The following is a 24,624-nucleotide window of genomic DNA, read 5'->3' as shown; positions in this document are numbered from 1 at the left end:
GCGGCCTGTCCTGGGTGCCGGAAGTCGCTGGCGTGGGGCGCGGCGGGCATGCTTGGCTCCCGGCATGACCGATCTGCGCATACGTACCGCCTCCGTCGACGACGCCGCGTCCGTGCTGGCCTTCTGGGAGGAGGCGGCGGAGGGCACGAGCATCACGGACGACGTGGACGGCGTCACCCGGCTCATCGCCCGCGACCCCGAGGCCCTCATCCTGGCCGAGGCCGACGGGCTGCTGGTCGGCTCCGTGATCGCCGGGTACGACGGCTGGCGCTGCTCGCTGTACCGCCTCGCCGTTCTTCCCTCGCACCGGCGCCGCGGCATCTCGGCGGCCCTGCTGGACGCGGCCGAGAAGCGGTTCGTCGCGGCGGGCGGGCGGCGCGGGGACGCGATGGTGCTGGAGGCGAACGAGCGGGCCCACCGGGCGTGGGCCTCCGCCGGCTACCACCGCGAGGACCACTGGCGCCGCTGGGTCAAGCCGTTCGTCTGAGCGCGGCGCCCGTGGGCACCCGGTCAGCCGGGACGCGCGGTCCGCCCGGTCGCGCTCTCCGCCGCCCCGGCGGCTTTGCCGGTCCTTTACCATGAGTGGACCATCCACTCCCCGTACGAAAGGTGTGAGCGTCCGCCCATGGGCGAGCCTCCCAGTAGCCGACATCGCGCATTCCACCTCCCCTGTCCGACCATGGGACGGAGGTGACCCGATGACCGAAGTGCTTCTGCTCGCCGTGGCCGTGCTGCTCTCGCTCGCCTGTGGCGCCTTCGTCGCGGCGGAGTTCTCCCTCACGACGGTCGAGCGCAGCGAGCTCGAACGTGCGGCCGAGCGCGGCGAACGGGGCGCCGCAGGCGCCCTCAAGGCCGTGCGGAGCCTCACGTTCCAGCTCTCCGGCGCCCAGCTCGGCATCACCGTCACGAACCTGGTCGTCGGCATGCTCGCCGAGCCGTCCGTCGCCACGCTCATCCGCGGTCCGGTCGAGGCGCTCGGCGTGTCGCCCTCCGTCGCGTCGTCCGCGGCGCTGGTCATCGGCACCGCGTTGTCCACGGTGGTGCTGATGGTCGTCGGCGAGCTGGTCCCCAAGAACTGGGCGATCTCCTCCCCGCTGGCCGTCGCGAAGGTGGTGGCCACACCGCAGCGGATCTTCACCGCCGCGTTCCGGCCGCTGATCGCCCACCTCAACAACACCGCCAACCGCATCGTGACCCGCCTCGGCATGGAGCCCACGGAGGAGCTCGCGTCCGCACGCAGCCCCAAGGAACTCGTGGCCCTGGCCCGGCACTCCGCCAAGGCGGGCGCGCTGGAGGCGGACACCGCCGAGCTGTTCGTGCGCTCGCTGAACCTCGCGGAGCTGACCGCGGAGAACGTCATGACGCCGCGCGTGCAGGTCATGGCTCTCGACGCGTCGGCCACCGCCGAGGACGTCGCCAATGCCACGCGCGCGACCGGCCTGTCCCGCTTCCCCGTCTACCGGGGCAGCCTGGACACCGTCGTCGGCATCGCACACATCAAGGACATCCTGACGGTCCCGGCGGAGTTCCGGGCCCGTCACTCGATCGCGGACCTGCTGCGTGAGCCGGTGCTGGTGCCCGAGACGCTGACCGTGGACCGGCTGCTGGACCAGCTGACGGGCAAGTCCACGATGGCCGTCGTCATCGACGAGTACGGCGGCACGGCCGGCGTGGTGACGATGGAGGACATCGTCGAGGAGGTCGTCGGCGAGGTGCGCGACGAGCACGACCCGCACGAGACGCCCGACCTGGCGCGGGCCGGTGAGGACGCGGACGGCCGCAGGCTGTGGTCCGCGGACGGCGCCGCCCGTACCGACCAGCTGGAGACCATAGGGCTGTGGGTCCCCGACGGCCCCTACGAGACCCTCGCCGGTCTCATCGCCACCGAACTGGGCCGCATCCCCGCCAAGGGCGACCGGATCGATCTCGGGGGATGGCAGATGGACGTGGTCGACGCCACCGGGCGCCGCGCCGCGCGCGTGCTGATGCACGCACCGCTCGACGCCGCCGAAGGCGATGTGGCCGAGGAGGCCGGACGATGACCGCGATCCAGCTCTTCATCGGTCTGCTGACCCTGGTGCTCAACGCCTTCTTCGTCGGTGCCGAGTTCGCGCTGATCTCGGTGCGGCGCAGTCAGATCGAGCCGGAGGCGCAGGCCGGGAACAGGCGGGCGCGCAGCGTGCTGTGGGGTCTGGAGCACGTCTCGGCGCTGATGGCGGCGGCCCAGCTGGGCATCACGCTGTGCACCCTGGTGCTCGGCATCGTCGCCGAGCCGGCCATCGCGCATCTGCTGGAACCGGTCTTCGACGCGGTGGGCGTGCCGCACGGCGCAGTCCACCCGATCTCGTTCGTGATCGCGCTGGCGCTCGCGACGTATCTGCACATGCTGCTCGGCGAGATGGTGCCGAAGAACGTCGCGCTGTCGGAGCCCGTGCGCAGCGCGCTGCTGTTCGGGCCTCCGCTGGTCGCGCTGGCGCGGGCGCTGCGCCCGGTGATCTTCACGGTCAACGCCCTCGCGAACGGGCTGCTCAAGCTGCTGAGGGTCGAGACGAAGAACGAGGTGTCCGCCACGTTCTCGGACGACGAGCTGGCGAGCCTCGTGCAGGACTCGGGCGAGGCGGGCCTGCTCGACGACCGCTCGGCGGAACGGCTGCGGGACGCGCTGGAGCTCGGACGCCGGCCGGTGCGCGATGTGGTGATGCCGATCGAGCAGGTCGTGTACGCGAAGGACGGGACGACGCCGGAGCAGCTGGAGCAGCTGTCGGTGGAGTCGGGGTACTCCCGCTTCCCGGTCGTGGACGCGGGACGTCGCATCCTCGGCTACCTCCATGTGAAGGACGCGCTGGACGCCGCTCCGCGTGACGTGCCGTTCCCGGTGGGCGCGATGCGCCCGATCGCCCGGGTGCGGGCCACGACCCCGCTCGACGACGTGCTCACCGCGATGCGCCGCAGCCGCACCCACCTGGCGGCCGTCCTCGACGAGCAGGGCAGGCCGGAGGGGCTGGTGACGATGGAGGACATCCTGCGCGAGCTGGTGGGCCGTCCCGCCTGACGCCCGACGTCCGCAGGCGGTCCCGGGGCCGGGAGGGCACGATGCCTCCCGGCCCCGGTCCGTGCGGGATCCGCTCGCGGGGCGGCGTCGCTCAGAACGCCGTCGCGGCGAGCCAGGACGCCAGCACGGACGCGTCTCCGGTGACCCTGAAGTGCGGATCGTCCGCCGAGCGGCGGCCGTACGTCAGGAGCAGCAGGTCACCGGCCGGGCCCTCGACGCGCACCGACGGCTCGGACGTCGCGGACTTCGACCAGCGGAAACCCACCTCGCCGAACGCGGCCGTCCAGGACGCTCCGGTGTCCGTCGCCGTCAGGACGACGGAGCCGTTCGCGAGGCGCGACACCGGTTCGGCGAGCCACGAGAAGTACGGCAGGTTCTCCAGGAACTCCTCGATCCCGTCCGCCGCCGTTCCCGGGTCGATGCTCGGCGCGCGCCCCAGCGACAGCTCCGCGTCGGCGAGGTGGACCAGCGCCTCGAACAGCAGCCGGCGCGGGAAGTAGGCCACTCGCTGGTCCGCCCCGTTGGACCACATCGGGGTGTCCGGGTCGACCTTGCGCAGCATGCCGAGCACGCTGTCCGCGCCGCGGGCGAGCCAGTCCGGGTAGGCGGCCGGGTCGTCGGGCAGGTCGAGGGGGATCTCGCGCGACCGGACGCGCTCGCAGGCCCGGGTCCGTACCAGGTGCTCCATCCAGCGGTGCGTGGTGCCGTGGTGGCGTACGAGGTCGGCGAAGGTCCAGCCCGGGCAGGTGGTCACCGGCGCGGCCGGATCCGCCTCCCGAACGGTCGCCACGAAGCGCCGCTCGATGTGCTCGATGGCGTCGCAGTACAGCTCGTGCTGGTCGTCGTCGAGGCCGAAGCCGTCGGGTATGCGCAGCAGCTCGTCGCGCCGGGCCCCTTCGGCGTACCTGCGGGCGGTGCGCCGGAAGAGCCGGGCGAGCTCGCGCCGGTCGGCGGGCGGGAGCCGGTCGAGCAGGGATCCCGTGGTCTCCAGCCACTTCACCGCGGTGTCCGGGTCGAGTACGTCGTCGTCACAGGTGTCGATCGAGATCACCACATCGGCCAGCGCTTCGGCCAGCGTGTTGAGCAGTGCGTCGCTCACGAATGCTCTCCTCCCGGTACGGAACCGACGGACCTTACCGCGCGGTAGGATCGCTCCGCCATGGAGACGCATGCCAATTACACGAGCTTTGTCGCGGTGGGTGATTCGTTCACCGAGGGGATGTCGGACCTGCTCCCCGACGGCTCCTACCGCGGGTGGGCCGATCTGCTGGCGGCGCGCCTGGCGGCCCGTACGCCGGGCTTTTGCTACGCGAACCTCGCCGTGCGCGGGAAGCTGATCGGCCAGATCGTCTCCGAGCAGGTCGACGTGGCGGCCGCGATGGAGGCCGATGTGGTCACCCTCGTCGGCGGGCTCAACGACACCCTGCGCCCCAAGTGCGACATGGCCAGGGTGCGCGGTCTGCTGGAGGAGGCGGTGGAGCGGCTCGCGCCCTCGTGCGGGACGCTGGTCCTGATGCGCAGCCCGGGCCGCAACGGCCCCGTGATGGAACGGTTCCGCCCGCGCATGGAGGAGCTGTTCGCCCACGTCGACGCGCTGGCGGCACGGCACGGCGCGCTGGTGGTCGACCTCTACGGCTCACCGGTGCTGGGCGACCAGCGGATGTGGGACGTGGACCGGCTGCACCTGACGGCCGAGGGGCACGCACGCGTCGCCGAGGCCGTGTGGCAGACGCTGGGCCTGGACGCCGAGACCGACTGGCAGGCGCTGCTGCCCCCGCCGGCGCGGGTGGGCTGGGCGGCGCGCAGGGCGGCCGACCTGCGCTTCGCACGCGAGCACCTGGGTCCGTGGATCGCGCGGCGGCTGACGGGGCGCTCGTCGGGTGACGGCCGGCCGGCGAAGCGGCCCGAACTCCTGCCGTACGAGCCGCCGGCGCCGCAGGACCTGGTCCTGCGGCCGGACCGTGTCGCCGGTTCGTAGCAAGGTACAACCAGGACCGTGGCGCTGGCCTGCAGAAACCGCCAGTAGAATCTGGTCACGTGACTGCTGTGTCTGCGAAGCCTCGCATCCCCAATGTCCTGGCCGGCCGCTACGCCTCCACGGAGCTCGCCGTCCTCTGGTCCCCCGAGCAGAAGGTCAAGCTGGAGCGTCAGCTCTGGCTCGCGGTGCTGCGTGCCCAGAAGGACCTGGGAATCGACGTGCCGGACGCGGCGATCGCCGACTACGAGCGCGTGCTCGACCAGGTCGACCTGGCCTCCATCGCCGAGCGCGAGAAGGTCACGCGCCACGATGTGAAGGCCCGCATCGAGGAGTTCAACGCCCTCGCGGGGCACGAGCACGTCCACAAGGGCATGACCTCGCGCGACCTCACCGAGAACGTCGAGCAGCTGCAGATCCGGCTGTCCCTGGAGCTGATGCGCGACCGCACCGTGGCGGTCCTCGCGCGGCTGGGCAAGCTGTCCGGCGAGTACGCGGAGCTGGTCATGGCGGGCCGCTCGCACAACGTGGCCGCGCAGGCCACGACGCTCGGCAAGCGGTTCGCGACGGCCGCCGACGAGCTGCTGGTCGCCTACAGCCGGCTCGAGGACCTCCTCGGCCGCTACCCGCTGCGCGGGATCAAGGGCCCGGTCGGCACCGCGCAGGACATGCTCGACCTGCTGGGCGGCGACGCCGGCAAGCTGGCCGAGCTGGAGCAGCGCATCGCGGCCCACCTCGGCTTCGCGCACGCCTTCACCTCCGTGGGCCAGGTCTACCCGCGCTCGCTGGACTACGACGTCGTCTCGGCGCTGGTGCAGCTCGCGGCGGCCCCGTCCTCCGTGGCGAAGACGATCCGTCTGATGGCCGGTCACGAGCTGGTGACCGAGGGCTTCAAGCCGGGCCAGGTCGGTTCGTCCGCCATGCCGCACAAGATGAACACCCGCTCCTGCGAGCGCGTCAACGGGCTCATGGTGATCCTGCGCGGCTACGCCTCGATGACCGGCGAGCTCGCCGGCGACCAGTGGAACGAGGGCGACGTGTCCTGCTCCGTGGTCCGCCGCGTGGCGCTGCCGGACGCGTTCTTCGCGTTCGACGGCCTGGTCGAGACGTTCCTGACGGTGCTCGACGAGTTCGGCGCGTTCCCGGCCGTGGTCGCCCGCGAGCTGGACCGCTACCTGCCCTTCCTCGCCACGACCAAGGTGCTGATGGGCGCGGTGCGCGCGGGTGTCGGCCGCGAGGTCGCGCACGAGGCCATCAAGGAGAACGCGGTGGCGTCCGCGCTCGCGATGCGCGAGCAGGGTGCGGAGCGCAACGAACTGCTCGACAAGCTGGCCGCCGACGAGCGCATCCCGCTGGACCGGGCGCAGCTGGACGAACTGATGGCCGACAAGCTGTCGTTCACCGGCGCAGCCGCCGACCAGGTGGCCGTTCTCGTCTCCCGCATCGAGGAGATCGCCAAGCAGCACCCCGAGGCCGCGGCGTACGCCCCGGGAGCGATCCTCTGACCCGGCTGGGACCGGCGGAGCTGGAGGCCGCCCGCGACCGGCTCGTGCCGGATGTCGTCGCGGACGGCCTCCGCGTGCTGTTCTGCGGGATCAATCCGGGGCTCATGACGGCGGCCACGGGTCACCATTTCGCCCGTCCCGGCAACCGCTTCTGGCCGGTGCTGCACCTGTCGGGCTTCACACCCCGGCTGCTGAAGCCCTCGGAACAGCACGAACTGCCGGCGCTCGGGCTGGGGATCACGAACGTGGTGGCGCGGGCCACCGCACGCGCCGACGAGCTGAGCGCGCAGGAGTACCGCGAGGGCGGACGGATCCTCACCGCGAAGGTGGAGCGGCTGCGGCCGCGCTGGCTCGCGGTGGTCGGCGTGACCGCGTACCGCACGGCCTTCGGCGAGCGCGGGGCCGCGATCGGACCGCAGGAGCGGACGATCGGGGACACCCGGATCTGGGTGCTGCCCAATCCGAGCGGGCTGAACGCCCACTGGACGGCGCAGACCATGGCGGCGGCGTACGGGGAGCTGCGCGATGCCGCCGAGGCGGCCGACGCTCCTGCCTGAGCGGGCCGCCCGGAACTGCCTCAGGGAGGGTCCGTCTCCGTGACGACCGCGAGCAGTTCCCACCGGTGCTCGTCCGCCCGCGCGACGCCGACGGCTATCCAGTGGCCGTCCACCCGCCACAAATGGAGGTCGTCCGCGACCTGACCGAGCTCCTCCCACGGGTCCGGAACCTCCTCCCCCGCGATGCTCCTCACCGAGACCGACCACAGGCTGACCTGCTGCGGCTGCCCCCAGCGGGTGCTGAGCGCGTCGGCCAGCGCCTCGCACTCCGCGCGGCACTGCTCGGCCGCCTCCTCCTGCCGCACGCCGCACTCCTGCCCGTCCACCCCCGCCGTGGAGAGGCGGGCGAGGTGATAGCCCGGGCCACTGTCGCCGAGCTCCGACCGGCCGCGCACGGCCGGGAACGCCCGGCGCCGCAGCAGGTCGATCGCAGCGAGGTGCTGTGCAGTGGTCATGACGCCAGTAAAGCGGCCCCTACTGACAATTGGCACACCGTCAGGTGGCGTTCGGCCACGCGGGCCGAGCCCTGTGCCCGGGCGACCCACGAGCCCCGCCCGAGGCGGACGGCCGCCGCCCTCCGGGGTGTGCGCGCGGCGAGCGGCGGCAGCGAGTACGATCCCGCAGACACGCGCTCGAGCTGGAAGGACACACAGTGGGGCGGCTGACCGGCGGAGACCCGTCGCTGCTGCGGCGGATCAACTCCGCAGTGGTACTCCATTCCCTGCGCGGCGCCGACTCCTCCACGCTCACGGACCTGACCCGGATCACCGGACTGTCCAGGCCGACGGTCGAGGGCGTGGTCGAGGGGCTGATCGAGGCCGGTCTGGTCGTCGAGAGCGTTCCCGAGGAGGGCGAGGCTCGCCGGCAGGGGCGCCCGGCCCGCCGTTTCCGGTTCCGCGCCGAGGCCGGTCATCTGCTGGGCATCGAGATCGGGGCGCACCGGGTCGCGGTGCTGATGTCGGGTCTCGACGGGCGCATCATCGGCGCCGGCTCCCGGGACGTGTCCGAGACGGCGTCCGCGGACGACAGGCTGGAGAAGGTACGCACGGTCGTCGCGGACGTGCTCCGCAGGACCGGTGTGGCGCGCAGCAGTCTGCGGGCGGTGGGCGTGGGCTCGCCGGGGATCGTGGAGACCGACGGCACGGTGCGGCTGTCGACGGCGCTGCCCGGCTGGACGGGGCTGCCGCTCGGGGACCGGCTGCGCCGGTCCTTCCGCTGTCCGGTGCTGGTGGAGAACGACGCCAACGCGGCCGCGGTCGCCGAGCACTGGAAGGGCGCGGCCACGGATTCGGACGACATCGTGTTCGTCCTGGCCGGGCTGAGCCCGGGTGCCGGATCGCTGATCGGCGGCAGGCTGCACCGGGGCTACGGCGGCGCGGCGGGCGAGATCGGGGCACTGCATCTGCTGGGCCGCGAGGTGACCCCGGAGAGACTGCTGTCGACGACGGACGAGCCGCTGCATCCGCTGGACGAACAGGCGGTCGCCGACGTCTTCTCGCTCGCGAAGAGCGGGGACGAGCGGGCGCGGGCCGCTGTCGACCGCTTCAACCAGCGCCTCGTGCACGACGTCGCCGCGCTGGTGCTGGCGCTCGATCCGGAGCTGGTGGTGATCGGCGGCTGGGCGGCCGGGCTCGACGGCGTACTGGAGCCCCTGCGCGACGAGTTGTCCCGCTACTGTCTGCGCCCGCCGCGGGTGACCCTGTCGCTGCTGGGCGAGGCCGCTGTGGCGACGGGTGCGCTGCGGCTGGCGCTCGACCACGTGGAGGAGCAGTTGTTCGCCGTGGAGGGCACGGTGACGGCCCGCCGTTGAGGACCGGCGGGTCCGGGCCCGGGCGGTGCGACGCCTGCGCACCCGGCCGCGGGCAACGGCCCGCCGCCGAGCGGGGCGCTCGGGCGACGGGCCGTGGGAGAAGGCGGTGGACCCTCCGTCAGGAGGCGCGGCGCTCCTCGGCCCCGTGGCTGATCTCCAGGTCCCCGTAGGCGCCGAAGGTGAGCCGGCAGGTGTCGGCCCGGTAGGTCGCGACGGACACGGCGGCCGTGCGGCCCTCGGAGAAGTAGCGCGTGGTGACGACCAGGACGGGAGCGCCGGGCAGCCGGTCCAGCTCCTTGGCGTCGACGGCGCCGGCGGAGCCCAGCTCCACCGCGCGGTCCTGGCCCTCCAGGTCGAGGCGGGCCAGGTCGCGCAGGACGCCGCGGGCGAGCGCGGGACCGGAAGGGGCGTCGATGGCCGGCAGGTCGGGCACGGAGGAGGCCGGCACGTAGAGGAGCTCCGTGGCGACGGGCTGACCGTGGTCGGCGCGCACGCGGCGCACCACGTGCGTCTCCTCGTCGCCGTCGAGGTCCAGCAGGCGCGCGACGGACGCGGGCGGTACCGCGGAGCCGCACTCGGTGGCCTGCCATGCCTCGGTCGCACCGGCGCCCGGCCAGTCGTGCGGCGACGGCGAGACGTCGACGCCCATGCGGGGCGGCGCGACGGTGGTGCCGACGCCGCGGCGGCGCTGGAGACGGCCTTCGAGCTCCAGTTGTTCGAGCGCCTGCCGGAGGGTGGCGCGGGCGACTCCGAAACGGGCGGCGAGGTCACGCTCGTTGGGCAGGATCTCGCCCACCGAGAAGTCCGAGTCGAGCGCTTCGCCGATCACGGTCTTGAGGTGCCAGTACTTAGGTTCCGGCACCGTGTCCAGCTGCGTGGTCCCCACCCTGATCCTCCGCAATCGCCGTGTCCCGGCGGCTTTCCGTGCCCTTGTTTATTAAAGGTTCCTGCACTATCCCTGCGACCATAGGACGGGCCTCACCCTTGGTCAAGACCAATGCTGCGACGGTCACCCAGCGGAACCGTGCCGCTTCGCAGAGCGTTCACAGGGTGTTCGTACCGAGGCGTCGCGGGGCAGCACAAGAGCCCGCATCCGAAAGCGGACGCGGGGTCTGACGTGGGGCGCAGGCGGTTTCAAGCGGTGCCGGTGACGGCCAGCGAGGTGAGCTTGTCCGGGTTTCGGACGATATAGACGCAGCTGATGCGCCCGTCGAGGACTTCCATCTGGAAGACACTGTCCGGCCGCCCGCCCGACAGGATCAGCAGCGCGGGTGCGCCGTTGAGTTCGACGAAACGGACCTCCATCTCCTCGAGCGGCTGCCGGGACACCGCGAGGAGGAAGCGGCCCACCTTGTCGGCGGTGCGCATGACCCGCAGCGGCGCCTTGGACTTGCCGCCGCTGTCGCCGACCAGAGTCACGTCGGGGGCGAGCAGGGAGAGCAGTCCGGACAGGTCGCCTCCGGCCGCCGCGGCGAGAAACCGCTCGGTCAGTGCGCGGCATTCGCCGGGGTCGACGTCGTAGCGGCGCCTGCGCTCGTCGACGTGCTTGCGGGCGCGGCCGGCGAGCTGACGCACGGCCGCCTCGGACTTCTCCAGGGTGGCGGCGATCTCCGCGTACGGGAAGCCGAAGGCCTCCCGGAGCACGAACACCGCGCGTTCCAGCGGCGAGAGGGACTCGAGGACCACGAGCACGGCGAGCGAGACGGAGTCAGCGAGGACGGCCCGCTCGGCGGTGTCGGGGACCGACGGGCCGAAGTCGGTGACGATCGGCTCGGGCAGCCAGGGCCCCACGTAGGACTCACGGCGCGACTGGACGTGCCGCAGCCGGTCGATGGCGAGGCGGGTCGTGATGCGTACGAGGAAACCGCGCGGCTCGCGCACGTCGTCACGGGCGTCCGCGGACCAGCGCAGCCACGCCTCCTGGACCACGTCCTCGGCGTCGGCGACGCGCCCGAGCATGCGGTAGGCCACGCCGGTCAGGACGGGCCGGTGTTCTTCGAAGACGTCGGTCACGGTGTCTGTTGCCACGGTTCCATCCCAGCCGACGCGACCCCGGGTGTCCAGGAGGTATCAGTGCGGCGCGCAGCACATCGGCAGGCGTCTGCGCCACGGTTCTTGAACCGTCGGCTACCGAGCGGTAATTGTTACTGACAAGCCGTCTACATCCTTCTGGTGATCAGGGAGTTGGCGTACATGGCCGAAGAGATCGCGTTCGCCGTCCAGGCCGCCGACGGCAGCCGCACCGTGACCCTGCACTACGAGCGCAGGGGCGCCGGCGAACCGCTGCTGCTGCTCCACGGCATCGGCCACCACTGGCAGGCATGGGAGCCCGTGATGGACATCCTTGCCACGGAACGGGACGTCGTCGCCGTGGACCTGCCCGGCTTCGGCGCCTCGGCCGCACTGCCGGACGGACTGCCGTACAGCCTCGGTACGGTCGGCGCGGCGCTGGGCGCGTTCTGCGAGGCCATCGGCATCGAGCGCCCCCACGCCGCGGGCAACTCGCTGGGCGGGCTGCTCGCCCTGGAACTCGGCCGCGAGAAGCTCGTCCGGTCGGTCACCGCCCTGTCCCCCGGCGGCTTCTGGTCGGAGCGCGAGCGGATCTACGCCTTCGGGCTGCTGCGCGCGATGCGGGTGGGCGCCGCCTCGATGCCCGGGCCGGTGATCGAGCGGCTGTCCCGCTCCGCCGTGGGCCGCAGGGCGCTCGTGAGCACCATCTACGCCCGGCCCGCCCGCCGTTCCCCCGAGGCCGCCGTCGCCGAGACGTACGCCCTGCGCAGGGCCTCCGGCTTCCACCGGACCCTCGCTGCCGGCCGGGACGTGCTGTTCACCGACGACATCCGCGACATTCCCGTCACCATCGGCTGGGGCACCAAGGACCGACTCCTGCTCCGCCGCCAGGGGCTGCGGGCCAAGCACGTGATCCCGGGCGCACGGCTCGTACGGCTGCCGGGCTGCGGCCACGTGCCGATGAGCGACGACCCGGCGCTCGTCGCCCGCGTCCTGCTGGACGGCAGCCGCTGACGCCTCCCGCGCGCCCGGGAGGACGGGGGCCGGGCAGGCCGTGACACAACGAGCGCATCCGTCTGTTCATTTGGGGTTCTTGTCCCGGCCGCGGCCGGGCATTAGGCATGGCGGCACACCGTCCGGACCCCGTATGGAGGCGCAGCGATGTCCCAGAGCCCCCGGAGATTCACCCCCGCCCGCCGTTCCGTCCTGCGCGGAACGGCCGCCGCCTCGGCGGCGCTGGCCCTGCCGGCCGTGGGATCGGCCCCCGCCCTGGCGCTTTCGGGCCGGCCGCGCGCGGCGTGGGGGGTGCAGACCGGTGACGTGACGACGACGTCGGGACTCGTCTGGGTGCGTTCCGACCGGCCCGCCCGCATGATCGTGGAGACGTCGGCGACGGAGTCCTTCCGCCGGCCACGCACCTGGCACGGTCCGCTGCTGGGCCCGGACACCGACTTCACCGGGACGACCGCGCTGCGCGGGCTGCCGCCCGGCGAGCAGGTCCACTACCGCGTCACGCTCGCCGACCCGGACGACCCCCGCCGTACCGGCGAGACGGTCCAGGGCTCCTTCCGCACCGCGCCCGCGCGGCGTCGGCAGGGCGTGCGGTTCCTGTGGTCGGGCGACATCGCCGGGCAGGGCTGGGGCATCAACCCGGACATCGGCGGCTACCGCGCGTACGAGGAGATGCGCCGTCTCGACCCGGACTTCTTCCTGTGCAGCGGCGACACCGTCTACGCGGACGGGCCGCTCGTGCCGAGCGTGACCCTGCCGGACGGGCGGGTGTGGCGCAACCTCGTGACCGAGGAGAAGTCCAAGGTCGCCGAGACGCTGGACGAGTACCGCGGCAACTTCCGCTACAACCTGCTCGACGAGAACGTGCGGCGGTTCAACGCGCAGGTCCCGACGATCGTGCAGTGGGACGACCACGAGGTGCGCAACAACTGGTACCCGGGCCAGATCCTCGAGGACGCGCGGTACACGGAGAAGAACGTCGACGTGCTCGCGCGGCGCTCGATGCGGGCGTTCGCCGAGTACTTCCCCGTCGGCACGCTCTCCGCGCGCGGGAGCGAGGGGCGCATCCACCGGGTGGTGCACCACGGGCCGCTGCTGGACGTGTTCGTCCTCGACATGCGCAGCTTCCGCAACGCCAACTCGCCGGGCCGGCAGGCCGACGACACCCAGGGCATCCTCGGGGCGGAGCAGCTCGCCTGGCTCAAGCGCGAACTGTCCCGGTCGCGCGCGGTGTGGAAGGTGATCGCCTCCGACATGCCGCTCGGCCTGATCGTGCCGGACGGCTCGGCGAACTTCGAGGCCGTGGCGCAGGGCGACCCGGGCGCGCCGCTCGGACGCGAACTGCAGATCGCCGACCTGCTGCGGTACGTCAAGCACCGCCGCATCACCGGCACGGTGTGGCTGACCGCCGACGTGCACTACACGTCGGCCCAGCACTACGCGCCCGAGCGTGCGGTGTTCAAGGACTTCGCGCCGTTCTGGGAGTTCGTCTCGGGCCCGCTCGCCGCGGGCGGCTTCCCGGCGAACGCGCTCGACGCCACGTTCGGCCCCGACCGGGTCTTCGTGCGCGCCCCGCAGCGGGCGAACGTGTCACCGATGGAGTCACCGCAGTACTTCGGCGAGGTGGACATCGACGGCGACAGCGGCGAGCTGACGGTACGGCTGCGCGCCGAGGGCGGAACGGTTCTGTTCACCAAGACGCTCCAGCCGGGGCGCGTAGGGCAGTAGCCGCGGGCGGCGGGACCGGCTGCCCGCGCCTCGTGGGTCCACCGGACCGGCGCGGACGCCGCGAGGCGCTGGCCTCGCCCTGATGCACAGACGTGGCCGCCGGCCGTGTTCTTCCGCTTCCGGAAGGCACGGCCGACGGTCGTTCAAGGGGCACAGCAGCCCGGGGCGACCTCGGGCTGCGGCCGGGAGCACGGCGCCACAGGACCACATGGTTGACAGAGGGTCAGCGGATCCGGTGAACGCCGGATGTCGGCCTGCCGCCACCGCCGCGAACCTGCTAGCAGTGAGCGCGGTAGCGAAATGTACACGCTACGACAAGTTGTCCGGAAACACCGCGTTGCTCTCCGGCCTCCATGCCCTCACGAAAGGTCTGGGATGCCCAAAATCTTCCCTGTGGCCCTCCTCGCGCTCACTCTTGCCGCCGCGCCGCTGGCCCCGGCGGCGGCCAAGGCGCCTTCGCAGTCCGACCAGGTTCCCAACCGTTACATCGTGACCCTCAAGGACACAGCCGCTGCCGACGCCGCCGGCGTGGAAGCGGCTGTGAACGCGGCTGTCGAGCAGGCCACCACCCTGGGTGCCGATGTGCAGCACGTGTACCGCTACGCCCTCCAAGGCTACTCCGCGTCCATGAGCCCGAGGGTCGCGGCCACGCTCGCCGACGACCCGCGGGTGCGTTCGGTGGAGCCCGACCGGCGGGTACAGGCCACCGCTCAGTCCGTCCCGACCGGTGTGGACCGGGTGGAGGCCGACAAGAGCCCCACGGCGGCCATCGACGGTGTCGACACCCGGGTGAACGCCGACGTCGCCGTCATCGACACCGGGATCAACCCGAACCACCCCGATCTCAATGTGCACCGCTCCGGCGGCAAGAACTGCTGGCTGCCCGTCCTGCCCCCCTCCGACTGGCACGGTCACGGCACGCATGTCGCCGGAACCATCGGCGCCCTGGACAACGGCACCGGGGTGGTCGGTACGGCGCCGGGCGTCCGGCTCTGGCCGGTGCAGGTGCTCGACCCTCTGGGCAGCGGCACCACCTCGGCGGTCGTCTGCGGCATCGACTACGTCACTCAGCACGCCGACGAGATCGAGGTCGCCAACATGAGCCTGGGCGGCGCGGGAACCGACGACGGCAACTGTGGCAAGAGCAACAACGACGCCATGCACCAGGCGATCTGCAACTCCGTCGCCAAGGGCGTCACCTACACCGTGGCAGCCGGCAACGACCATGCCGACGCCAAGGACATGGTCCCCGCCGCCTACGACGAAGTGATCACGGTCAGCGCCTTGGCCGACTTCGACGGCAAGCCGGGGCGTCTCGGCCGGCCGACGTGCCTCAACGACCAGGACGACACCTTCGCCGACTTCTCCAACTACGGCTCCGACGTCGACCTGATCGCGCCCGGCGTGTGCATCCGCTCCACCTCCAACACCGGGGGCTACACCACGCTGTCCGGCACCTCGATGGCCGCGCCCCACGTCGCGGGCGGCGCAGCGCTGTACCGGGCCACCCACCCCGGCGCACTGCCGCAGAGCGTCAAGACGGCTCTGCAGGCCGCCGGCAGCCTCAACTGGACCTGGCCCTCGCAGGACGGCAACGGCACCAAGGAGCGTCTGCTCGGGCTCACGTCCTTCTGACGGCGGTCACCTGCCCCATGGCGTGGGCGCGCACCGGTGCGGGTGCGCGCCCACGCCATGGGCGCTTCTGCGACTACGGGTCCGGGTGCCACGTGGCCCGGCCTGCGGGCGGGCGTGCGTGCTGGGCGGGGCGTGCTCGTCCTGGGTGGACAGGTGTGTGGTCGCGGGCCGGCTGCGGAGCAGGTCGAGGGCGTCGGACATGGTGTCGATCAGCTGCGCCGCCCGCTGCGGCAGCCGCACCGGGCGGGGCAGGGCCCAGGCCCAGGGCCGTTGTCAGTGGCAGGTTCTACGGTCCTTCCATGACGCGATCACTGCAGACGTTCGCCTATTCCCGTGCGTCCGCTCTCGTCTCCGCGCAGGACGGCCGGCTTCTCGGTCTGGAGACGTCGAGCGGGCTCACGCCCCGGGGCGCCGAGGCCCATCCGCACTTCTTCTCCGGCTTCCTCGCCTTCCCGCAGGCCGCCGCTCGCGGCCTGCTCGCGGTCGCGGACGTCGCCGCCGCGCGGTACCACAACCACGGGGTCCGACCGATGCTGGACCCGGTCGTCACGGGCAACGGCGACCGGCTGCGCTTCGAGTCCTTCTCCGGCTGCAACGGGGTCTACGCCCGCCTGGACGTGCTGCCCGAGGGTCTGGACGGTGCCGACACGGGTCACGGCACGACCAACGTGGACGTCAACAACCCCCTGCGGGAGGCGCTTTCCCGGCTGACCGGCGACGATCCGCTCCATCTGCGGGTGGGCCCGGACGAGTTGGCGGTCACCACTCTCGCGGGCGCGGTGGTGGAGAAGAAGGTGCCGCTGCCGGACCGCTGGCTGCGCGGCTTCGCCGAGGCCCAGGTGGCGACCGTCGGCTTCGACCTGCGGGCCGAGCTGCCCGCGGCCGAGGCGGTGCGCTTCCTGCGGTCGCTGCCGCGCGGCTCGGGCGGTGCCGCGCGCGGCGCGCAGTGGGTCGTGCCCGCCGGCCGGACGCTGCGGCCCACCACGCGACCGGGTCCCGGCGCGGTGTGCCTGCCGGGCCCCGAGCGGCTCGCCGCGCTGCAGCGGGTGCTGCGCCAGGCCCGGTCGCTGCGGGTGTACGGCCCTGTGGCCGACGGGCTGCCGACGGCGAGCGCGTGGGAGGTCGTGCTGCCGGGTATGCGGCTGACCCTCACCCTGTCCCCCGACGCGTCGCGCGGCTTCTCCGGAGAGGGAGGAGTGCTGGAGGCCCTGGCCACCGAGGAGGCCGCAACGGACGCGGAACTCGTCTCGGTGCTGCTGGCCTGGGAACCGCGGATCGACCCCGCGGATCTCGCGGCCCGTAGCGGCCTGACGCACGAGCGGGTGCGCGCGGCGCTGGCCCGGCTCGGCACGGCGGGCCGCGTCGGATACGACCTGGCCGACGCCGCGTACTTCCACCGCGAGCTGCCGTACGACGCCGACCGCGCCGATCGGCACAACCCCCGCCTGACGGCCGCCCGTGACCTCGTCTCCGCCGGCGCGGTCGACCTGTCCGGCGAACCGGCGACGGTGTTCTCGGGCGAACGGCGCTACCAGGTGAGGGACTCGGGCGGGGCGCTGAGCTGCACCTGCCAGTGGTGGACCGGCCATCAGGGCAGGCGCGGACCGTGCAAGCACGCGCTGGCGGTGCGGATGGCCCGGCGCGGTGCGGCGGTCACGGCGCAGGCGGTCTCCTCGACGACGGGAGCGACCCGATGACCGGCCTCGCGGCGGCGGTGGGCGCGGGCAGGGTCCGCGATGTCTCCGGACTCCTCGCGACGATGACGAGCGAGGAGCGCAAGGCGGCGCTCCCCGTGCTGAAGGAGATCCGTGCCGAGATCCGCGGCTGGGACTGGGACCGGTGGCGCGAGCGCGGCGCCGTCCAGGACGCGCTGCTGGTCGCCGGAGCGGGCTGCCTGTCCGGAGCCGCCGCGGCCGCGGCCTGGATCGGCGCGCGCGACCTGCGCAGTGCCACGGTCGTTCCGTACGGGGTCGTCGCCGCTGTCCTCGAGGACCGGGACCCCGCCTGGCTGGCGGACGTCGCCCATCGGCTCGCCGCCCGCGCCTCCACCGCCCAGCAGGACGCCCCGCTCATCCAGGAGCTGGTCGGCCTGTCGGGCTGCGAGACGCCGACGACGGACGAGTACGTCCAGGGCTGGGCGCTGTCGGTCACCCCGGCCAGGGTCGGCCCCGTGGCCCTGCGCGAGGACCGGCACGCACCGGTCCTCGTGCCCCGGATGTTCGAGGCGACGCCGCTGCCGTCGGCCCTGACGACGTACGACGATCCGGACCATCCCCTGCACTGGCCGTCGACGCTGGCCCGGCTGGCCGAGGAGGGCGTGCTGGACCGGGCGGTGCTGGTCGACGGATGCGTTCTGCGGCTGCTGCGCGGCGGACGCCCCGGCGAGATGCGCTCCCTCCTGCACGTCCTGCGCGGCCTCGGTCTCACCCCGGCCGAGGAGAGCGCCTGGGTGGCCGACTGGTCGGGCATGGCCGCCGACGGTCTCTCGACGGTCGCCGCGCACGCCCAGCAGGTGCTGGGGCGGGTCGCCGCACGCGGCGAACTGTCCACGCGGGCACTGGCCGAGATGTCGGCGGGTGTGCTGTTCCGGACCGAGAAGAAGCTGGTGCGCGCTCAGTTGTCGCTGCTGGGCAAGGAACTGCGCCGTGACCCCGCTGCCGCGCCGGAGCTGCTGCCGGTCGTCGCCGAGGCGTTCGGCCACGAGGACTCGGAGGTCCGGGCCCGCGCGCTGAAGCTCGTCGCACGGTACGTGCCGGCCGTGGACGCCGGGATCCGGGACGAGCTGGCCGCCTCGGCGGTGCTGCTCGGTCCGGCGCACCGCGCCGAGGCGGAGGCGGTGTTCGGTGCGTTCGGGGACGGCGACGGCGAGGCCGTGTCGGAGGAGTACGAGGAGATCCTGCCGCCGGTACCGTCACCGCGGCGACTGGATCCGGCACCCGAGTCGGTCGCGGAGGTGGTCGAGCAGCTGCTGGTGCTCCTGCGCGGTGCGGAGGACGTGGTCGCCTTCGAGCGTGCCCTCGACGGTGTGGTCCGGGTGGCGCACCGGGAACGGGAGGCGCTGGCCGAGGCGTTGCGTGCCGCGATGACGGGCCGGTGGTGGACGGACGGCACGGTCGGGTGGGCCGACGATCGCTTCTCACAGGACACGCGCGGCCTGGAGGTGGTGGCCGCGGCGCTGATGGGCCGGGTCTCGGCCCGCATGCTCGACCGGGCCCGGTCCCGTCCGGCCCGGCCCGGGCTCTGCGCCCACGCCGGTCTGTCGCACGTGGTCGACTCCCGCCTGTGGGAGGTGTGTCACTTCCTGATCACCCGGCCGCTGCCGTTCCTGCTCGCGACGCCCACCTGGCACACGGGGACGCTCGATGCCGAGGTCCTCGTCGACCGGCTCCGGGAGTACGCACGGCTGGGGGCGCGGCCGGCTCCGGTGGACTTCGCGCAGGCCCTGTTGCGCGTGCGGCGGGACGGGGGCGAGGCCGCCGCGAAGGCCGCCGCCGGGCTCGGCACGCAGGAGGGCGACCGGCTGGCCGCGTGGCTGGGCGCCCCGGAGTCCGTGGTCCCGGCGCTGCGCACGGCCACCGCGGACGACGACGACGGCGGCGGTGCACAGGCCCCGGCGGGGTCAGGGCTGGGCCGGCGCATCGCCGAGACGCGGGAAAGGCCGGCGTTCAAGCGGGAGTTCCCGCGTCCGCTCCAGTGGCTCGGTCACGCGCAGGACGTGCCGTCGCATCGCTGCTACCACTGGAAGGGCGGGGAGCGGTACTGGCCCGCGGTGCTGCCTCAGGACGGTGAGGCGCTGGCGATGTGGCTGCTGCCGGGCGTGCGGGCGACGGCCCAGGACGACGCCCGGGGCGACGCCTGGTGTCTGCCGGTGCTCGCCGAGGCGGAGGGCCGCCCGGGACCGTATCTGCACCGCGCTCTGGCCTGCGGGCTCGGCGCGCGGTACGGCGAGGACCGGCTGGCCGCGGTGGACGCGCTGCTCGTGCTGGCCGCCCGGCGGCAGCTCGACACCGGGCTCGTGGGCCGGGAGGCCGCGGCGCTGGTACGGGACGGCACGGTGAAGCTCAACCGCCTTGCGGACTCGGCCCGTACGGCTGCGGCGACCGGGGCGTACAGGACGGTGTGGGGGCTGCTTTCGGCCGCGCTGCCCGCCCTGTCGGCCCTCGCGCCCGCTCCGCGCGGTCTGGGCGAGATACTGGAGGTGGCCGCCGACTGCGTGGAGCGCTGCGGTCCGGACACGGCGTCGCGGGCCGCGGGCTCCGGCCTGGTCCCGGGACTGACCGAGCAGGCGGGACGGGGCGGTTCGTCCCGGCTCGTGGTCCAGGCGTCACGACTGCTGGCCGCACTGCGCCAGGGAAGCGAACATCGCACGCCAGAAACGGCCAAAACCGGCCGATAGCAGTACAGATGGGCACTTAACCCATCAGTCACAAAGCGTTCGTGATCACGCAACACCCTTCGGTCACAGTGATGCCATGACCGATGTGACTTCTGCGAAGAGTGCCCGCCGCCCGCACCACTGGCGGCGGGACCTCGTCGAACTGGCCGCCCTGTTCACCGCCGTCGCCGTCGCCGACGCGATCGCCAACCTGATCGGACACGGCCCCGACGGACCGTTCCTGCTCGTCGCCTCCGCCGTCGCGCTGATCGCCACGGCGGCGTTCCACACATGGTGGGCACGGCGCCACAGTCATGCGCCTCCCACCACGGCGGCATCGGACACCACGGCCCCCGCCGAGGCGACGGGCCCGGATCCGTCCGGCGACGAGCCGCGCGAGACCGTGCTGTGGCGGATGCGCACGACCGTCAAGGACGCCCCCGGCAGCCTGGCCGCCCTCTGCACCGCCCTGGCCCACCTCGACGTCGACATCCTGACCCTGCAGACGCACCCGCTGGGCGACGGCACGGTGGACGAGTTCCTGCTGCGCGCCCCCGCCGCGCTCCAGGCTCAGCAGCTCAACCGTGAGATCGCCGCGGCGGGCGGCACGAGCACCTGGGCCGAGCGTGCCGACGCGCACGACCTCGTCGACACCCCGACCCGCGTGCTCGGCCTCGCCACGCGCACCGCCCTCGACGCCGCGGAGCTGCCGCTCGCCCTGCGCCAGCTGCTCGGACGCTGCACGATCCACTCGCGCCCGGCGCTCTCGCTGAGCGGCCGGCCGACCGGCGACATGCCTCCGGTGGAGGGCGTCCTGGAAGAGACCGTGATGCATCTGCGCGATCCGAACGGCGGCGCGATCACCGTCGAACGGCCCTACCTGCCCTTCACCCCGACCGAGTTCGCCCGCGCCCGCGCGCTCGTCGAGCTGGACGCCCGCCTCGGCCCGCGCATCCCGCGCAGCCAGGACGTGCTCACCCTCCCCGAGGGCAACGAGATCACCGTCCGCCGCGCCGACCAGGGCGACGTGGAGGCGGCGCTCGCCATGCACGAGCGCTGCTCGGACCGGACGCTGAGCCTGCGGTACCACGGCCCCGTCGGCGACGCCAACCGCTACCTCAACCACCTGCTCAGCCCGCGCTTCGGCCGCACGCTCGCGGTGCAGACGGCCTCGGGCCGGCTGGTCGCCCTCGGCCATCTGCTGTGGGACGGCGACGAGACCGAGGTCGCCCTGCTCGTCGAGGACGAGTGGCAGCGCCGCGGCATCGGATCGGAGCTGCTCGGCCGTCTGGTGGCCCTGGCCGCCGAGGCCGGCTGCGACAGTGTCTACGCCGTCACGCAGTCGTCGAACACCGGGATGGTCGCGGCAATGCGCGGCCTCGGCCTGCCGCTGGACTACCAGATCGAGGAGGGCACTCTGGTCGTCACCGCACGGCTGGATGCGGTGCCGGTGCGCCCTGCGATCCGTTACGAGCAGGCGGAGCGCTGAGGACCTCGGCCGCCGCGCCCGGGCGCCGGACGGCCAGGGCGTCGTCCGGCCCGGCGCTGAGCGCCTCGGTCAGGTCCCGCCACAGGTCCTCGACGTCCTCCAGGCCGACCGACATCCGCAGCAGCCGGTCGCTGACCCCGTGAGCGCGCCGGTCGCCCTCGGCCACGATCCGGTGGCTGATGGACGCCGGGTGCTGGATCAGGGTGTCGACGCTGCCGAGGCTCACCGCCGGGGTGATCAGCCGGACACCGGCGATCACCCCGTGCGGGTCGCCGTAGACCTCGAAGGAGACCATCGCGCCGCCGATGCTCGGGTAGTGCACACGCGCGACCCGCGGGTCGGCGGCGAGCCGGCGGGCGAGTTCGGCGGCGGTGGTCGACGCGGCCCTGACCCGTACGGGCAGGGTCGACAACCCACGCAGCAGCAGATAGCCGGCCAGCGGGTGCAGGACGCCGCCGGTGGCGAACCGCACCTGCCGCAGTTTGCGCGCGAACTCCTCGTCGCAGGCCACGACGCCGCCCATCACGTCGCCGTGCCCGCCCAGGTACTTGGTCGCGCTGTGCAGCACCAGCCGGGCGCCCTCCTCGGCGGGCCGCTGGAGCACGGGGGTGGCGAAGGTGTTGTCGACGAGCAGCGGGACCGAACCGCAGGCCTGCCGCACGGCGCGCAGGTCGACCTCGGCCAGGGTCGGATTCGCCGGGGTCTCCACCATCACGAGGCCGGTGTCGGGCCGCAGGGCCTCGGTGATCCCGGCCGGGTCCGTCCACGTGACCTCGGTGCCGAGCAGTCCGGCGTTCAGCAGATGGTCGCTGCAGCCGTACAACGGCCGGACGGCGACGACGTGCCGCAGGCCCATGCTCGCGCGGACCAGCAGCACGGCGGTGAGTGCCGCCATGCCGCTGGCGAACGCGACCGCGGACTCCGTGCCCTCCAGCTTGGCGAGGGCCGTCTCGAACCGCGCGGTGGTGGGATTGTCCAGCCGCGCGTAGACGGGCGGGCCGTCGAGGCGGGCGCCGGTCTCGGCGAAGGCGTCGATCCGTGCGGCCTCGGCAGCGGCGTCGTAGGAGGGGTAGGTGGTCGAAAGATCGAGCGGCGGGGCGTGCACTCCCAGCTCCGCGAGGTCCTCGCGTCCGGCGTGTACGGCTTCGGTGGCCAGGGCCCGGGGTGCGGGCGTGGCCGCTGCTGCGTTCTCCATGGCGGCACTGTGAACAACTACCGGGACGTAGCGATTCTTCTCCGTGTTACGTTCGGAAGATGGCTGAATCTGTCGCACTGGACCCGGTGGACCTGCACATCCTGCGTCTGCTGCAGAACGACGCCCGGACCACCTACCGGGAGCTCGCGGCAGAGGTCGGTGTGGCGCCCTCGACCTGCTTGGACCGGGTCGCCAGGCTGCGCCGCTCCGGCGTGATCCTCGGCCACCGTCTCTCCCTGGACCCCGCCCGGCTCGGGCGCGGACTGCAGGCCCTCCTGATGGTCCAGGTGCGTCCGCACCGGCGCGAACTGATCGGACCGTTCGTCGAGCGGATCCGGACGCTGCCCGAGTCGCTGGCGCTGTTCCATCTGACCGGCCCCGACGACTACCTGGTGCACGTGGCCGTCACCGACATGGCGGACCTCCAGCGGCTGGTCCTGGACGAGTTCACCTCGCAGCGCGAAGTGGCCCGTGTGGAGACCCGGTTGATATTTCAGCAGTGGGAGTGCGGGCCGCTGCTGCCGCCCGCTCAAGGCCGTCAGGCGTCCGACGCCTGATGGTGGTGACGCGGAGGGCTTCCGCGTACGAGGATGGCCCCATGCCACCCACTTCCAGCAGCGCGCTGCCCCGTCAGGTCGCCGACGCCTATGTCGACGCACTCGTCGAGCTCGATCCGATCGCCGGAACGTATCTGGGCGTCAAGGGGAGTTCCGGACTCCTGCCCGACTTCTCGCCGGCCGGTCAGGAGGAGATCGCCGACCTCGCCCGCGCCACCCTCGCCGGCCTCCACGCCGCCGAGAAGCTGCCGGGCGCCGACAGCGACGCCGAGCGGCGCTGTGCCCGCCTGCTGCGCGAGCGGCTGACCGCCGAACTCGCCGTGCACGAGGCGGACGAGGGCCTGCGGACGGTGAGCAACCTGCGGTCGCCGGCCCACGCGGTGCGGGAGGTGTTCACCGTGACGCCGACGCGGACCGAGGAGGACTGGGCCGCGGTCGCCGAACGGCTGCGCGCCGTCCCGCGGGCCCTGGAGGGCTACCGCGCCTCGCTCGCTCTCGGCCTCGACCGGAAACTGTTCGGCGGGCCCCGGGCGACCCGCACGTTCGTCGGACAGATGACGGACTGGATCGGCGGCGGTCGCAGCTGGTTCGAGGACTTCGTCGCGGACGGCCCCTCGTCGCTGCGCGTCGAGCTGGACGTGGCGGCCGGCACCGCGACCGAGTCCCTGGTGGCGCTGCGCGACTGGGTGCGCGATGTGTACGCCCCCGCCGTCGCCGACGCGCCGGACACCGTCGGCCGCGAACGCTACGCCCGCTGGGCGCGCTACTTCAACGGCACGGACCTGGACCTCGACGAGGCGTACGCCTACGGCTGGTCCGAATACCACCGCCTGCTGGGCGAGATGGAGGCGGAGGCGGACAAGATCCTGCCCGGCGCGGGCCCGTGGGAGGCGCTGGCCCATCTCGACGCGCACGGCGAGCACATCGAGGGCGAGGAGGAGGTCCGCGCCTGGCTGCAGAAGCTGATGGACGACGCGATCGCGGCGCTGGACGGCACCCACTTCGAACTCGCCGAGCGCGTACGGAGAGTGGAGTCCTGTATCGCCCCGCCCGGCGGCGCGGCGGCTCCGTACTACACCGTGCCGTCGGAGGACTTCTCGCGCCCCGGACGCACCTGGCTGCCGACGCGGGGCGAGACCCGGTTCCCCGTCTACGACCTGGTGTCGACCTGGTACCACGAGGGCGTGCCCGGCCACCATCTCCAGCTGGCGCAGTGGGTGCACGTCGCCGACCGCCTCTCCCGCTACCAGGCGACGATCGGCATGGTGAGCGCCAATGCCGAGGGATGGGCGCTGTACGCGGAGCGGCTGATGGACGAACTGGGCTTCCTGCCCGATCCGGAGCGCCGGCTCGGTTATCTCGACGCGCAGATGATGCGGGCGTGCCGGGTGATCGTGGACATCGGCATGCACCTGGGACTCCGTATTCCGGCGGACTCGCCCTTCCGCCCGGGAGAGCGGTGGACCCCGGATCTGGCGCAGGAGTTCTTCGGGAACCACAGCGGCCGCCCGGCGGACTTCGTGGAGAGCGAGCTGACCCGCTACCTGTCCATGCCGGGGCAGGCGATCGGCTACAAGCTGGGCGAGCGGGCCTGGCTGCTGGGCCGCGAGAACGCGCGCCGCGCGCACGGGGACGCGTTCGACGCCAAGGCGTGGCACATGGCCGCCCTGTCCCAGGGGCCGCTTGGGCTGGACGATCTGGTGGAGGAGCTGTCGAAGCTGTGAC

Annotated in this window: 20 protein-coding genes; 15 read left to right on the top strand and 5 right to left on the bottom strand. The window is 72.9% G+C overall.

Annotated features, from left to right (window positions below; translation table 11 throughout):
* Positions 1–64: 64 nt before the first annotated feature.
* From QFZ82_RS33535 to QFZ82_RS33525, 3 genes are all read left to right on the top strand, one after another.
* Positions 65–487, top strand: coding sequence for a GNAT family N-acetyltransferase (locus tag QFZ82_RS33535; RefSeq protein ID WP_307716694.1), 423 nt, complete (start codon positions 65–67; stop codon positions 485–487).
* A gap of 211 nt (positions 488–698) precedes the next feature.
* Positions 699–2,042, top strand: coding sequence for a hemolysin family protein (locus QFZ82_RS33530; protein ID WP_307716693.1), 1,344 nt, complete (start codon positions 699–701; stop codon positions 2,040–2,042).
* Positions 2,039–3,052, top strand: a complete 1,014-nt coding sequence (locus QFZ82_RS33525; protein WP_307716692.1) for a hemolysin family protein — start codon at positions 2,039–2,041, stop codon at positions 3,050–3,052. The genes QFZ82_RS33530 and QFZ82_RS33525 overlap by 4 nt, the downstream gene beginning before the upstream one ends.
* A 91-nt stretch (positions 3,053–3,143) precedes the next feature.
* On the opposite strand, the gene QFZ82_RS33520 is transcribed toward QFZ82_RS33525, so the two are convergent.
* A complete protein-coding gene (locus QFZ82_RS33520; protein WP_307716691.1) occupies positions 3,144–4,151 on the bottom strand; it encodes a maleylpyruvate isomerase family mycothiol-dependent enzyme in 1,008 nt (335 codons plus the stop codon).
* A 60-nt stretch (positions 4,152–4,211) separates the two neighbouring features.
* Here QFZ82_RS33520 and QFZ82_RS33515 point away from each other — a divergent pair, with 60 nt between their 5' ends.
* From QFZ82_RS33515 to mug, 3 genes are read left to right on the top strand one after another with little or no spacing between them, the layout of a single operon-like run.
* Entirely contained in the window at positions 4,212–5,030 is an 819-nt protein-coding gene (locus QFZ82_RS33515) for an SGNH/GDSL hydrolase family protein (protein WP_307716690.1), read from the top strand.
* A gap of 59 nt (positions 5,031–5,089) precedes the next feature.
* Entirely contained in the window at positions 5,090–6,532 is a 1,443-nt protein-coding gene (purB, locus tag QFZ82_RS33510) for an adenylosuccinate lyase (RefSeq protein WP_307716689.1), read from the top strand.
* On the top strand, positions 6,529–7,089 hold the full coding sequence (gene mug / locus QFZ82_RS33505) for a G/U mismatch-specific DNA glycosylase (protein ID WP_307717921.1): 561 nt from the start codon (positions 6,529–6,531) through the stop codon (positions 7,087–7,089). Before purB ends, mug begins: the two co-directional genes overlap by 4 nt.
* A 20-nt stretch (positions 7,090–7,109) precedes the next feature.
* Here the strand turns inward: mug and QFZ82_RS33500 are convergent, their stop codons facing one another.
* The gene (locus QFZ82_RS33500) at positions 7,110–7,544 is read right to left on the bottom strand and encodes a hypothetical protein (RefSeq protein ID WP_307716688.1); all 435 of its coding nucleotides are present in this window, start codon (positions 7,542–7,544) and stop codon (positions 7,110–7,112) included.
* A gap of 197 nt (positions 7,545–7,741) precedes the next feature.
* Here QFZ82_RS33500 and QFZ82_RS33495 point away from each other — a divergent pair, with 197 nt between their 5' ends.
* The gene (locus QFZ82_RS33495; protein WP_307716687.1) at positions 7,742–8,899 is read left to right on the top strand and encodes an ROK family transcriptional regulator; all 1,158 of its coding nucleotides are present in this window, start codon (positions 7,742–7,744) and stop codon (positions 8,897–8,899) included.
* 118 nt (positions 8,900–9,017) lie between these two features.
* Here the strand turns inward: QFZ82_RS33495 and QFZ82_RS33490 are convergent, their stop codons facing one another.
* The gene (locus QFZ82_RS33490; RefSeq protein WP_307716686.1) at positions 9,018–9,785 is read right to left on the bottom strand and encodes a GntR family transcriptional regulator; all 768 of its coding nucleotides are present in this window, start codon (positions 9,783–9,785) and stop codon (positions 9,018–9,020) included.
* A gap of 248 nt (positions 9,786–10,033) precedes the next feature.
* The gene (locus tag QFZ82_RS33485; RefSeq protein ID WP_307716685.1) at positions 10,034–10,927 is read right to left on the bottom strand and encodes an RNA polymerase sigma-70 factor; all 894 of its coding nucleotides are present in this window, start codon (positions 10,925–10,927) and stop codon (positions 10,034–10,036) included.
* A gap of 165 nt (positions 10,928–11,092) precedes the next feature.
* On the opposite strand from QFZ82_RS33485, the gene QFZ82_RS33480 reads away from it, so the two are divergent.
* The 6 genes from QFZ82_RS33480 to QFZ82_RS33455 all read left to right on the top strand — a co-directional run bounded on the left by QFZ82_RS33480 (position 11,093) and on the right by QFZ82_RS33455 (position 21,147).
* Positions 11,093–11,923, top strand: coding sequence for an alpha/beta fold hydrolase (locus QFZ82_RS33480; RefSeq protein ID WP_307716684.1), 831 nt, complete (start codon positions 11,093–11,095; stop codon positions 11,921–11,923).
* A gap of 147 nt (positions 11,924–12,070) precedes the next feature.
* Complete coding sequence (locus tag QFZ82_RS33475; protein ID WP_307716683.1) at positions 12,071–13,648, top strand: alkaline phosphatase; 1,578 nt, start codon at positions 12,071–12,073, stop codon at positions 13,646–13,648.
* A gap of 375 nt (positions 13,649–14,023) precedes the next feature.
* Positions 14,024–15,283 (top strand): S8 family serine peptidase, encoded by a 1,260-nt coding sequence (locus tag QFZ82_RS33470; protein WP_307716682.1) that lies wholly within the window; start codon positions 14,024–14,026, stop codon positions 15,281–15,283.
* 299 nt (positions 15,284–15,582) lie between these two features.
* Positions 15,583–16,980, top strand: coding sequence for an SWIM zinc finger family protein (locus tag QFZ82_RS33465; protein WP_307716681.1), 1,398 nt, complete (start codon positions 15,583–15,585; stop codon positions 16,978–16,980).
* A complete protein-coding gene (locus QFZ82_RS33460; protein ID WP_307716680.1) occupies positions 16,977–19,679 on the top strand; it encodes a DUF6493 family protein in 2,703 nt (900 codons plus the stop codon). The genes QFZ82_RS33465 and QFZ82_RS33460 overlap by 4 nt, the downstream gene beginning before the upstream one ends.
* Before the next feature lie 76 nt (positions 19,680–19,755).
* Entirely contained in the window at positions 19,756–21,147 is a 1,392-nt protein-coding gene (locus QFZ82_RS33455; RefSeq protein ID WP_307716679.1) for a GNAT family N-acetyltransferase, read from the top strand.
* Here QFZ82_RS33455 and QFZ82_RS33450 read toward each other — a convergent pair.
* A complete protein-coding gene (locus QFZ82_RS33450) occupies positions 21,083–22,342 on the bottom strand; it encodes a PLP-dependent aspartate aminotransferase family protein (protein WP_307716678.1) in 1,260 nt (419 codons plus the stop codon). The genes QFZ82_RS33455 and QFZ82_RS33450 overlap by 65 nt on opposite strands.
* Positions 22,343–22,401: 59 nt before the next feature.
* Here QFZ82_RS33450 and QFZ82_RS33445 point away from each other — a divergent pair, with 59 nt between their 5' ends.
* Together QFZ82_RS33445 and QFZ82_RS33440 are read left to right on the top strand one after the other, a co-directional pair.
* A complete protein-coding gene (locus QFZ82_RS33445) occupies positions 22,402–22,899 on the top strand; it encodes an Lrp/AsnC family transcriptional regulator (protein ID WP_307716677.1) in 498 nt (165 codons plus the stop codon).
* Between the two features lie 41 nt (positions 22,900–22,940).
* Complete coding sequence (locus QFZ82_RS33440; protein ID WP_307716676.1) at positions 22,941–24,623, top strand: DUF885 domain-containing protein; 1,683 nt, start codon at positions 22,941–22,943, stop codon at positions 24,621–24,623.
* Position 24,624: the final 1 nt, after the last annotated feature.

Source organism: Streptomyces sp. V4I23, from assembly GCF_030817975.1.
Taxonomy (GTDB): domain Bacteria; phylum Actinomycetota; class Actinomycetes; order Streptomycetales; family Streptomycetaceae; genus Streptomyces.
This window is presented reverse-complemented; position numbering and strand designations above follow the sequence as displayed.